The 12490-nt window shown below is 58.0% G+C and carries 11 protein-coding genes; 9 read left to right on the forward strand and 2 right to left on the reverse strand.

Annotated features, from left to right (window positions below; genetic code table 11):
- Window positions 1–57: 57 nt before the first annotated feature.
- The gene (gene torT, locus G0Q00_RS12655) at window positions 58–1098 is read right to left on the reverse strand and encodes a TMAO reductase system periplasmic protein TorT (protein WP_163039839.1); all 1041 of its coding nucleotides are present in this window, start codon (window positions 1096–1098) and stop codon (window positions 58–60) included.
- Here torT and G0Q00_RS12660 point away from each other — a divergent pair.
- Window positions 1079–3844 (forward strand): ATP-binding protein, encoded by a 2766-nt coding sequence (locus tag G0Q00_RS12660; protein WP_163039841.1) that lies wholly within the window; start codon window positions 1079–1081, stop codon window positions 3842–3844. The genes torT and G0Q00_RS12660 overlap by 20 nt on opposite strands.
- Here G0Q00_RS12660 and G0Q00_RS12665 read toward each other — a convergent pair.
- Window positions 3814–4518, reverse strand: a complete 705-nt coding sequence (locus G0Q00_RS12665; protein ID WP_163039843.1) for a response regulator — start codon at window positions 4516–4518, stop codon at window positions 3814–3816. The genes G0Q00_RS12660 and G0Q00_RS12665 overlap by 31 nt on opposite strands.
- Window positions 4519–4631: 113 nt before the next feature.
- Here G0Q00_RS12665 and G0Q00_RS12670 point away from each other — a divergent pair, with 113 nt between their 5' ends.
- The 8 genes from G0Q00_RS12670 to mog are packed head-to-tail and all read left to right on the forward strand — an operon-like array spanning window position 4632 to window position 12242.
- Complete coding sequence (locus tag G0Q00_RS12670; RefSeq protein WP_163039845.1) at window positions 4632–7301, forward strand: molybdopterin-dependent oxidoreductase; 2670 nt, start codon at window positions 4632–4634, stop codon at window positions 7299–7301.
- A 57-nt stretch (window positions 7302–7358) separates the two neighbouring features.
- A complete protein-coding gene (gene glp / locus G0Q00_RS12675; protein ID WP_163039847.1) occupies window positions 7359–8651 on the forward strand; it encodes a gephyrin-like molybdotransferase Glp in 1293 nt (430 codons plus the stop codon).
- On the forward strand, window positions 8648–9175 hold the full coding sequence (locus tag G0Q00_RS12680; RefSeq protein ID WP_163039849.1) for a DUF2478 domain-containing protein: 528 nt from the start codon (window positions 8648–8650) through the stop codon (window positions 9173–9175). Before glp ends, G0Q00_RS12680 begins: the two co-directional genes overlap by 4 nt.
- A complete protein-coding gene (moaA, locus tag G0Q00_RS12685) occupies window positions 9165–10187 on the forward strand; it encodes a GTP 3',8-cyclase MoaA (RefSeq protein ID WP_163039851.1) in 1023 nt (340 codons plus the stop codon). Before G0Q00_RS12680 ends, moaA begins: the two co-directional genes overlap by 11 nt.
- 1 nt (window position 10188) lies before the next feature.
- Window positions 10189–10443, forward strand: coding sequence for a molybdopterin converting factor subunit 1 (gene moaD, locus G0Q00_RS12690; protein WP_163039853.1), 255 nt, complete (start codon window positions 10189–10191; stop codon window positions 10441–10443).
- Between the two features lies 1 nt (window position 10444).
- The gene (locus G0Q00_RS12695; RefSeq protein WP_163039855.1) at window positions 10445–11206 is read left to right on the forward strand and encodes a HesA/MoeB/ThiF family protein; all 762 of its coding nucleotides are present in this window, start codon (window positions 10445–10447) and stop codon (window positions 11204–11206) included.
- Window positions 11207–11704, forward strand: a complete 498-nt coding sequence (moaC, locus tag G0Q00_RS12700; RefSeq protein ID WP_163039857.1) for a cyclic pyranopterin monophosphate synthase MoaC — start codon at window positions 11207–11209, stop codon at window positions 11702–11704.
- A complete protein-coding gene (gene mog / locus G0Q00_RS12705; RefSeq protein ID WP_163039859.1) occupies window positions 11694–12242 on the forward strand; it encodes a molybdopterin adenylyltransferase in 549 nt (182 codons plus the stop codon). Before moaC ends, mog begins: the two co-directional genes overlap by 11 nt.
- Window positions 12243–12490 lie beyond the last annotated feature (248 nt).

Raw genomic sequence — 12490 nt, forward strand, 5'->3', positions numbered from 1 at the left:
AAAACACTTGCTGACTTGTAGATCGAGCATCCGAGCAAGCTCCAGCTTGCTCAGCACTTACTGAATTTCCGGAAAATAGCCCGATGGAGAAAGTTGGACTGAACGGTCACTGCTTTCCTGGTGGCTATAAAGTGCAATCTTCGGCCCATCGAGACCACCTTTGTGACCAGTTCGCAGGAACCTTAGGGCCTGCTTAAGAGCAAGCTCTCCCTGTTGTACAGGGTCGTCAAATGGAACCGCCAATACACTTCCATTCATTATGCTACGTTTGATTGTGTGGCTGATATAAGTCGAGACCAAGTCCACACCGTCGCCCAGATCCGTGACGTCGCTTAATCCTATTGTTGCCTCTACCGCTGGAGCGCTGCCAATCAACAGGCCAATGTCAGGAATGGTTGCGAAGGCGTCCTCTACCGCTTTGAGCTGCTGACGCAGGCCTGTATCTGCACTGAACACACCGACAATCTCGATGCTGCTGTCCGACAGTCCTGCGCGCAGTCCCAGCTCAAGCGGAGGGGCCCATCCCGATTCCACTGGACCCGAGATCAAGACGGCGCGTTTCGGCGCCGAGCCAGTGGGGTGCTTGGAAGCCAGGTAATCACCCAGAACCTGACCCATTTGCCGCCAATCTACACCAATCCGTCCCGAGAGATCTTTACTATGCAATTCGTTCACCAATCCGAAGACAGGTAACTTCTCAGAAACATCATGGATTGCAGACAGCAAATCTGGATGGTCAGAGGAAACAGCGCCGATGAGAATGGCATCGACCTGCCGCGCGGCACATTCGTTCAGCTGCGAGATCTGGCTGTCCAGAGATTGATACCCACCCGCTTCGTAGAACAGCAAATCCAGCGTGTGACCTTGCGCTTCATGCTCAAGCCCATAGCCCACACTAAGCCAGTATTCGTCCTTGAAATGCGGGACCAGCACGCAAATTGAAAGACCCGTATCACCGGCCTGAGCTTGAGCATCCTCAACATACAGGTTGGCCGCAAAGAAGAGGCCGACGATTGCAGTTGCAATCCGCCGCGCGTAGGGTCGCGCTATGCGACGCCAGTCTTTTGACAAGAAATTAATGCTCGTTTTCTCGCTCATGGGCTTTCTGGCCGTCATGGTGGGCATCGCGGCTGTAGGCGTCAACCGCTATCTTATTCAATCCAACACCCGTCTCATTGAAGAGAATGGACCGGTGATGGAGCTTTCCGGCAGGGTCGCAGCCGAGGCTGGCCTTGTACGCTCGCTTGCGTCGTCATTCGTGCAGGCAGACACACAAGCGACACAGGAAGAGCTTGCCGATGCGCTGCGACAAACGGTCGTGCGCATCCAAGATGGGATGCGCTCGTTAGAAACCATCGTCACAAAACCGTCGCCAGCTGGGGAACGGCCCGATATCGTCGCAATCGTTGACAGTATGGCGCGAAATGCACGCGAAGCGCTTGAGTTGAGCACTTTGGTTCAAGAGATCACGGCGACGTCTGGCCAAACGGGGCAGGAACTTGCCGCTTTGCTGGAGACCGAGCTTGATCTTGCACGGCTAAAAATCACCGCCACAATCACCGATCTGTATTCCGCAGATCAAGTGGATGGGCGCGCCGAACTTGATCGATTGGCAGATCGGGAATTCTTCGCGTTTGACAGAATGACCGAGCTCTTGCGAGCATCGGAAGCAACACGCCTTACATTGCAGGAAGTTCCGCTTCTGAACACTCCTGTGGATGTTATCGAAGCTGGCAATCTCGTCAGACAAAACCAAGCGCTTTTCTTGCGCCGCATTCCCTTCCTTCCAACGAAAGGGGGCCGCGAAGAAGCGCGCCGGCTATTGCAGATGCAAAGTGACGTGCTTGAAGCCGGTGGGTTGCTTGATCTTTCGACACGTCGGCTAAACCTGCGTGCGACGGTCGAAACCGAGAGCACACGTTTGCTCGATGCAGTCGATGACCTCTCGCGGCACGCGCAAATCGTCCGAAGTGATGTGCAAGCCGCAAGCCATCAAAGGATCAAACACAGCAATACGCTTACGGCACGTCTGGCCAATGGGCTTTTGGTTCTGGTGCTGCTGTCCGGGTTGGTGGCTGCGCTAGGCTGGGGTTATGCACGGCGCGAGCTGGTCACGCGCCTGCGCTTGGTCGCCAATCGCGTGATCGATCTTGCGCGCGAGCGTTTCGACGCGCCGATTGAAATCACCCGGCATGACGAGATTGGGCGCATGGAAAAAGCCATCAACGTGTTGCGCCGTCGCACGATGCAGGCCGCTGAACTGCGCAGTTCGCTGGAAGAGGCCGTACTGGCCCGCACCGGGGAAGTGGTTCAAGAGATGAAGGCCTCGGACGCGGCCCGCACCGAGGCCGAGTCAGCAAACCGTGGAAAGTCCGAGTTCCTGGCACGGATGAGCCATGAAATTCGCACACCGCTTAACGGCGTGATCGGGATGCTGGATTTGCTCTTGGGCGAGGTGGATGACGAAGCGCAGAAAGCGCGTATCAACACCGCGCTTGTGTCGGCACGCGAGCTTTTGGAACTTAGCAATGACATTCTGGTCTATTCCGGAAGCGAACCGTTGGCTGCCCGCACAAGCCCGGTTCACTTCAACCTACGTGACTTCGCGGGGCAGCTTAGCCACCACTTGACCGGGGATGCGAAAGCCAAAGGCCTTGCTGCCTCGGTTGATCTTTCAGCCGATGGTCCGCCGGTTCTGTTCGGTGACGTTGTTAAGATCAGGCAGGTCCTGACCAATCTGATCTCCAACGCGGTTAAGTACACAAACGAAGGGGCAATCTCGCTGTCGATCGAATGTGTGCCGACGGGGGATGATGGTCAGATGCTTCTGTCCTTTGTATTGCAGGATACAGGCGTCGGCATGTCCAAGGATTTCCTGATGCGGGCTTTTGATCCCTATGCGCGCACCGACGAAGCCAAAAGCAGCTGGACCGAAGGTGCCGGACTGGGACTGCCGATTTCGCGCAACCTGACGGAAGCGATGGGGGGCGCCCTGCGGGTGGAAAGCGAACCCGGTGTCGGAAGCCGCTTCACTCTTAGCCTGCCCGTCGAGGTGGGGGATCCCGACAAGATCGAGAAACATGCGCATCTGCCCGCGAGTGATATCGGAAAGTCAGTTCTGGTGATCGAGGATCACCCGGTCAATCGGATCGTTGCGCGCGGCTATCTAGAGCGTTTGGGATGTCATGTAACCGAGGCCGAAACCGGACGGGCCGCTCTTGCTGCTGTAAAGGAAAATCAGTTTGACCTGATCCTCGTGGACTTGGGTTTGCCCGACATCAGCGGCGAAGAGGTTATCAAGCGGTTTGGTCCGCTTCCTGAGGCAACAGTGGTGGCTGCGTTGACGGCCCATGTCATTGACGACAGCCCCACTGAACGCAACCGGCTGGGCGTGCGCCGCATTCTGGCAAAACCAATCTCTCCACGACGACTGGTGGATTTGATCGAGTTACTGCCGCGGGAACCAGAAGCTGAAAACGCCGGGGGCGCCATGTTCGACGCGGTATTGAAAAGCATTCTGGACGATATCTCCGACCTTGGAATTGAAACGACAACGCAGGTGTTGTCGGAACTTCAGGCCGACATCCCGCGCGCCATCGACCAGATTGCAGCGGCGGAGACAGACGAGAAGAAAAGGTTGGCGCACCGTCTGAAGGGCGCCGTGTCCAACTATCGGCTAGAGGCACTTCGCGATGCGCTTGCTGACCTCGAAAACACCGAAGGCGACATCTCGTCCGAACAGTGGGAGCGCCTGTGTCAAACCGCGAAGGATGCGGAAGATGTACTGAGCGCCGCGATGGAACAGGCTGGCGTTCAGACAGCTTCGGGGTCGACGAAGCGATAACCTTTCCCGTGGACGGTTAGAAGCCAATCGGGATTGGTCGGGTCTTCTTCTATCTTCTTACGCAGTCGACCAACCACCACATCAATGGTCCGGTCGCTGGCGCGTGTATGCTGACGACCGAGCAGTTCGTCGATGCGAACCCGGCTGAGGGTGACACCTGGGTTGTCGGTGAGCGCCTTCAAGACGCCGAACTCGATCCCGGTCAACGTCTCGGTGCGGGACTGACTGATCAGGCGGCGGCGAATGCGATCAAACCGCCAAGGCCCGAACGTGTCGATCGGCGGCGCACCCTCGGGCGCCTGTCCGATATCACCGATCCGGATCAGCAGATTTTTAACGCGCGCCGCAAGCTCGCGCTTATCGAAAGGCTTGGTAACATAGTCATCCGCGCCCATCTCTAGGCCAACGATCTTGTCGACCTGATCGTCGCGCGCGGTCAAAAGGATGATGCCAACCTTGGACAAGGCGCGTTGCTCGCGGGTGATCGTCAACCCATCTTTGCCATCCAGATTGATATCCACCAGCAGCAGCTCGGCCGGATCGTATTCCAGCAGGTGCTCCATCTGCTCTGCGTCTTCGGTTTCGGATACGCGATAGCCCAGCTGGCGCAGATATCCTGCCAACCTCATTCGCGACACCCGGTCGTCTTCGACAATGACGATGTGCTGAGTCATGCACCCAAGTTACATTCATTTACAAATTTGCACAAAGCAAATTGCGTGGAGTCAACGTGACGGAACCTTCTTGAGCGCAATGTCATCCCGAGATTGTCCAAGGAGGAAACCCAATGACACTCCAGAACCCAACCCGCCGTGCGTTCCTTCAAGGGGGCGCTGCTGCATTCGGCGCGACATCCCTGTTCGGAACCACCGCGCTTGCATCGATTGACCCGAACTCGTTCTCGGGTCGTACATTCCACGCCAGCCACTATGGCCCGTTCGAGGCCGTCGTGCGTGACGGAAAACTTGTTGGCATCAACACCATGATGGAGTTGGATGCCCGTCCGACCGAGATGCTGACCTATGGCGTCATGGACCGGACCTATGACAAGACCCGCGTCAACTATCCCATGGTGCGTAAATCCTATCTGGAAGGCTGGGAAACCGGCGATATCAAGCCTGAGCTTCGCGGCAAAGAAGAATGGGTCCGCGTCGACTGGGATACCGCATGGTCGCTTGCGGCCAAGGCACTTCTGGACACCGCGACCAACCACGGCAACGAAGCCATCTTCAGCTCGTCCTATGGCGGCTGGTCGAATGCGGGCGTGTTCCGCCCCAACGTGCTTCAGGGTCGCCTGATCAACTTGATGGGCGGCTGTACCAACACCGCTGGTGACTGGTCGGCCGGTGCCGGTCAGGTTGTCATGCCGCACATTATCGGTGACATGGAGGTCTACTCTGCACAGTCCGCATGGGAAACCATCCGCGACAACACCGAAGTCTTCGTGCTGGTCGGCTGTGACCCGATCAAGAACAACCGGATCGAATACCGCGTTGCGGATCACGGCATGTATGCCCACTGGGAAGAAATCCGCGACAACGGCGTGAAATTCATCTCGATCAACCCGCAGCGCACCGCGTCGGACGAATATCTGGGCGCCGAGCTGACCCGGATTATCCCGAACACCGACACTGCACTGTTCCTGGCTATGGCCTATCACGCGCTGGAAAACGGCTGGGATGATAAAGAGTACATGGCCAAATACACCGTCGGTGCCGACAAGTGGATTGCCTATGTGAAAGGTGAAACCGACGGCACGCCGAAGACACCTGCTTGGGCCTCGAAGATCACTGGCATTGAAGAACAGCAGATCAAGGATCTGTGCGAACTCATCGCCACATCGAAAACCGCTATTGCGGGTTCGTGGGCCATCCAACGTGCACAGCACGGTGAAATGGCATACTGGTCGATCGTCAACTTCCAGGCACTGCTAGGTAAAATCGGTAAGCCGGGTCAAGGCGTTGGCTTCAGCTGGCACTATGGTAACGGCGGTATGCCCCAAGGTGGCAACTCGACTCCGGTTGGCATGAGCCAGGGCCGCAACTTCGTGAAGAAGATTGTTCCGGCATCGCGTATCACCGAAGCGCTTGAAAACCCGGGAATGGAGTTCTTCTATAACGGACAGAACAACGTCTACCCCGACATCAAGATGATCTTCAACGCCGGCAACAACTTCATGTCGCACCAGCAGGATACCAACCGGCTGATCCGTGCACTGCAAAAGGTTGAAACCATCGTCTGCGTGGACGTCTGGTGGACCGCCGCAACCCGTTGGGCCGACATCGTGTTCCCGGCATCTTCGACGCTGGAACAGGACGACATCACCTCGGGTGGGACGTATTCGAACGACCGCGTCTATGCGATGAAGAAGGTGATCGAACCGGTCGCAGACAGTAAACCGGACTACGAGATCTTCGAAGGTCTGGCCGACAAGCTGGGACTTTGGGCACAGTTCACCGACGGCGAAGACAAGATGTACCACATCAAGCTTGCCTACGAAGCATCCGGTGCCGCGAAAGAAGTCCCCTTCGAAGAGTTCTGGGAAAAAGGCTATGCCCGCATGCCGGTGCCTACTGAGGCCCGCAAGTGGACCCGCCACGGCGCCTTCTTCGAAGACCCGGAGGCAAACCCGCTGCACACCTCGTCCGGCAAGATCGAGATGTTCTGCAACACCATCGCAGACTTCGAGCTGGAAGACTGTCCCGGCATGCCGATGTGGATGGAAAAACATGAGTTCCTGGGCAACGCCAAGGAAGGCCAACTGCACGTCGTGTCGCCCCACCCGTGGTTCCGTCTGCACAGCCAGATGGCGAACTCGGAACGGCTGCGTGACCTCTACATGGTCCAGGGTCGTGAACCGGTGCGGATCAACGCGGAAGACGCCGCCAAACGTGGCATCGCAGATGGCGATCTGGTCGAGCTTTACAACAAGCGCGGCACGGTCATCGCAGGCGCGGTTGTGTCGGAAGACATTATGCCGGGCGTGGTCTCGATCTATGAAGGTGGCTGGCCGCAACTGGACAGCAAAGGTCGCGACAACTCGGGTCTGGCAAACTTCCTGACTTCGACCCAGCGTGCCTCGGGCCTGTCGGAAGCAACCACGGCGAACACCACGCTGATCGAGATGCGCAAATGTGAAGACCCCGAAGGTCCGAACATGGCGTATCACCCGCCAGCAACCATCGATGACATGGAAATCGCCGCGATTGATGACGACAAGCTTGGCCTTGAACGTCTCGAAGACCTGACGGCTGCGCTTTATGCCGACATGACACCGGGTGAGAAGATGTTCTTCGAACGCTGCACGGTCTGCCACGCTCCGCGTGAAGTCACCCACTACACCCAGCAGCAGTGGAAAGGCATCGTGCCCTCGATGTTCGAACGCGCCGGTCTGGAAGACAGCGAACGCGAGCTTGTCATGGAATACCTGATGCTGAACGCGTCGGATGCCAAGTAACGAACCCCGAGAGGGCGGCCCTGCCGCCCTCTCATTCCTACACCTGCCAAGAGCAGAATGAGATTGAAAGCGCCGGAGGAAGCGATGCTGGACAAGATGCAAGATACGGGGTGTGGATGCGACAGCATCAAGCAACGCCTCATGCCGCTTTATACCGCGATTTCGCTGGCCGTCGAAGGGATTACATCTGTTGCCGAAACCGAGGACGTGACCATCTTCCATTGCGCCGGGCGCGTTGCCGCTGACACAGTGGTGGCAGCCGAGGCGATGCCCTTCTTCGACAACTCCGCCATGGATGGCTTTGCCGTCAATACAGCGGATCTTTTGATTTCAAGCCGCCTGCCGATCTCGTCCGAGATTGCAGCAGGCGATGCACCCTCCGATCTGACACCCGGCACCGCCGCACGTATCTACACCGGCGCGCCGATCCCATCCGGGGCGAATGCCGTAGTCATGTTCGAAATGTCCACCGTGACTGGTGAAGCCGTAGAATTTTCCATCGCCCCACGCGATGGCGACAACATTCGCCGCGCCGGAAGCGACCAGCCTGTAGGGGCCGTTCTGTTGCACCCGGGTCAGCGCATCGCCGCGCGTCATGTTGGATTGCTTGCCGCCAATGGCATCGACACCTGTACGGTGCGCAGGCGCATCCGGGTTGGCGTCTTCTCAACAGGTGACGAACTGGCAACGCGCAAGCGCCGTCCGGGTCAGATCCACGACGCGAACCGGCCGATGCTGATGTCTCTTTGTGCGCAGATGGGCGCCGAGGTGACAGATCTTGGAACCTTGCCCGATGATCTGGAAAAAACCACCGACGCTTTCGAGAGCATCCGAGACAAGTTCGACCTTGTACTGACTTCGGGTGCAGTTTCGATCGGCGGACGTGACCACATCCGCGAGGCGCTTATCGCAGCTGGCGGTACGCTGGACGGCTGGCGTGTGGCGATCAAACCGGGCAAACCCATTGCTTTCGGGCGACTGGGGCACACCATTGTCACCGGCCTGCCCGGCAACCCCTTCGCGAGCTTTGTGGGCTTCCATCTGTTTGCGGCACCTCAGATTGCCCGGCTTTCAGGTGTAACACCCGCAAAATTCGCAACCAATCGCGCCAGCTCGGGCTTTGGGTGGGCGCGCAAAGCAGGGCGTGCAGAAGTCTTTCCTGTGAAACTCACGAAACACAGTCCCGAAGGACTGCCGATCCTAAAGCGCCTTGGCGCCAGCGTATCGGCCACGCTCTTTCCCCTGGCCGACGCTGACGGTTTGGCAATCGTCCCTGCTGAAACCGACAGCGTCGCGCCGGGGGATTGCCTGTACTGGCAACCAATCTGTTCTGCAGGAGATGTCCAATGACCTATCCCATGCTTGCCGCAATCCGTTTTGAAACGGGCGATATTGACGGCCTTCTGTCTGACATCGCAGCGGCCCTGTTAAATGATGGCTACCGCGTGCGAGGCGTGCTGCAATCGCGCGGCGAGATGCGTGGTGAATGCCACTGTGCAGATATGGATCTGCATGCCATCGGACAGTTACGGACGTTCCGAATCTCGCAACCTCTTGGCAACGGTTCGCACGGATGCCGACTACACCCCGGCGCGCTTGCCGAATGCGCCGCCTATTTGGAAACGGAAATGGATTTCGGTACGGATCTTCTGATCCTCAACCGGTTCGGGCGCGGTGAAAGCGAAGGCCGTGGGTTTCGTGATCTGATCGGTCAGGCCATGATGCGGGGTGTGCCCGTGTTGACCGCAGTGCGCCCGACATATGAAGACGAATGGCGTGCGTTCGGCGAAGGTCTGTCCTGTGACCTTCCGATGGATCAAAGCACCGTTTTGACGTGGTTCGACCACGTGATTGGGGCCCGCCATGCCGCTTGATGCCCGCCCCCCTCAAACCCTGTCCGATAGCTTCGGACGCAAGGTAAACTACCTACGTCTTTCGGTGACGGATCGCTGCGATCTGCGGTGCACCTATTGCATGGCGGAACGCATGACGTTCCTTCCCAAACGCGAGCTTCTTTCGATTGAAGAGCTTGAAAAACTGGTGGGCGCATTCATCGATCTTGGCGTGCGCAAAGTGCGGCTAACCGGTGGCGAACCGCTTGTCCGTCACGGGATCATGTCGCTGATCGAAACGCTGGGCCAAGAGGTGGCAACGGGTCGGTTGGGGGAACTGACACTGACGACCAATGGAACGCAGCTATCACGGTTTGCGCCGGCGCTTGCGGCCAACGGCGTGCGCCGGATCAATGTCTCGCTTGATACGCTCGACCCTGAAAAGTTTGCTCAGGTCACGCGCCGTGGCCGTCTGCATCAAGTTCTGCAAGGGATCGAGGCCGCCCGCGCATCAGGGCTTCACGTCAAGCTCAACACGATGGCGCTGCGTGGCTTCAACGACACCGAGATCCCGGATCTTGTTGACTGGGCATTGGAACGTGGCTGCGACGTGTCCTTCATCGAAGTGATGCCAATGGGCGATGTCGACACCGAAGGCCGGCTGGGACAATACTGGCCCCTTGGCGAGCTGCGCTCGGTGCTTGAGGAACGTTTCACCCTGCGCGACACCCCCTTCAGCACCGGCGGACCCTCGCGTTATTGCGATGTGCTTGGCACCCAGCAACGCATCGGTTTCATCACACCAATGAGCCACAATTTCTGTGCAAGCTGCAACCGGATTCGGGTGAACTGCCGCGGAGAGCTGTTCACCTGCCTCGGCCGCGAAGGATCCTGCGATCTGCGGCCTGCGCTACGCGAGTCTAATGATGTGTCGGACGTCCACCGGGCGATCCGCGGTGCCCTGTCGTGCAAACCAAAGGGCCACAATTTTTCTTATGGCGCGGATGAAGTCTCGGGCGGTGTCTCGCGCGGCATGAACCACACAGGAGGCTAAGATGGCCGTTTATGATGTTGTATACTTTGCGTGGGTTCGCGAACGGATCGGCCTGCCAAGCGAAAAAGTTGAGAGCACAGCGCAGAACGTATCAGACCTGATCACCGAGCTTTCTGCGCGCGAACCCCGCTATGCCGCGGCCTTCTCAGATCTTTCGGCCATTCGTGTCGCGCTAGACCAGGATCTTGCACAATTTGATGCCCCGCTCGAAGGCGTGCGCGAGGTGGCGCTTTTCCCCCCGATGACGGGAGGTTGAGATGCTGGACGCCCCCGTTTCCGAAGACCGCTACGCGCGCCATCACATCCTCCCCGAGATCGGGCACGAGGGACAGGACCGCCTTGGCGCAGCCCGCGTTCTAGTCGTCGGCGCGGGCGGGCTGGGCGCGCCTGTTCTGCTGTACCTTGCTGCCGCGGGGATTGGCCATATCAGCATCGCCGATGACGATGTCGTTTCGCTGTCTAATCTGCAACGACAGGTGTTGCATTCGACAAGCTGGCTGGACCAACCCAAGACGCAATCCGCGCTGGCGCGATTGCGCGACCTTAATCCTGAAATCGAGATCGAGGCCTATCCCATTCGGATTGGGGATGACGAAGCCGTGTCGCTTGTTGGTCAGCATGACCTTGTCATTGACTGCACCGACAATCTGGACGGCCGTTATGTTCTGAACCACGCCTGCGTAAAGGCCCGCGTCCCTCTGCTATCCGGTGCGATTTCCGGATGGGAGGGCCATGTCGGGCTGTATAGCCCCGCGCAAGGGGGACCATGTTTTGCATGCGTATTCCCCGAAGCAGCTGAAGAACGACCGCTTCAGAACAAGGGTGTGGTCGGTGCGCTACCCGGCGTGGTCGGCGCAACAATGGCGTTGAACGCGATCAAGCACATCACCGGCGCAGGTGCCTCTCTGCAGGGGAAGCTGCTGTTGATTGATACATTGTGGAACGAACAGCGGCTGCTGAACGTTGCAAAAGATCCCGCCTGCCCCGTGTGTGGCGGCATCCATCAGGAGGGCTGCTGAATGCTGACCCATTTCGACGCTTCAGGACATGCGCATATGGTGGATGTATCGGGCAAGCCTGACAGCCATCGAGTGGCCTCGGCTGAAGCCTATGTGAATATGTGCCCTGAAACACTGGACCTCGTGCTGGCCGGAAGTGCAGCAAAGGGTGACGTTCTGGGGGTGGCGCGGATCGCGGGGATCATGGCGGCAAAGCGCACCTCTGATCTTATACCCCTCTGTCATCCGCTGGCGCTGACACGCGTCGCTGTGGAACTGACACCTGACCCGAAAAACGCCCGCATTCATATCTGCGCCACCGTCGGCACCTCGGGACAGACTGGGGTCGAAATGGAGGCCCTGACCGCAGCCTCAGTCACAGCACTTACAATTTATGACATGCTCAAGGCGGCCGAGAAGGGTATGTCTATTACCGGGCTGCGTCTTCTCAGCAAAGAGGGCGGCAAATCAGGCCGATATGACGCCCCTGACAAACAGGAGAAACACGATGTCGATTGACGCGCCTTTGATTGCAATCCTTGTGGCCTCGGATCGGGCCTCGCGCGGGGAATATGAAGATCTGGGTGGTCCCGCAGCCGAGGACTGGCTGCGTAAAGTCGTGACCACAAAGCTTGCCTATAAGCGTCAGATCGTTTCAGACGGGCGCGAAACCGTTGCAACGGCCCTGCGCGAACTTTCAGATGTGGACAAGGCTGACCTGATCCTAGTGACAGGTGGCACAGGACCGGCGCCACGCGACCAAACGCCGGAAGCCTTGGATGACGTGATCGACAAGCGCTTACCCGGCTTTGGCGAGGCTATGCGGCTGGCCAGCCTGAAGGAGGTCCCGACGGCAATCCTGTCACGACAGGATGCAGGTGTTCGCGGCCAGACATTGATAATCACCTTGCCGGGCAAACCTTCGGCAATCGCGACGTGTCTGACCTCTGTCTTCGCGGCGGTTCCCTACTGTCTTGACCTTATTGGCGCCGCTCGGATCGAAACCGACCCTGCACTATGCGATGCGTTTAGACCGAAAGCAGCTAAACTAGGCTAAGGCAAAAACCCATGTATTGAAGTCCTCACACAACCTCCTTGGGTTGCAGCGACTGACGGATTTCCGCCCTGATGAAATTCTGCACCCTCACGCTCTTGACGCTCAGAATCGCGTGCAACATGCCCTGTTTCACTGAGCGGGTATTGTTTTCTTCTCCTCATCGGAGATGTTTAAAACGTCATGATGTTCGCAATTCGACGAAAGGAACGTCGGGGAATGAGTGGTGGAAAGAGGTAGTGCCTGCGATT

The organism is Aliiroseovarius sp. PrR006 (assembly GCF_010500215.1).
Lineage (GTDB): Bacteria > Pseudomonadota > Alphaproteobacteria > Rhodobacterales > Rhodobacteraceae > Aliiroseovarius.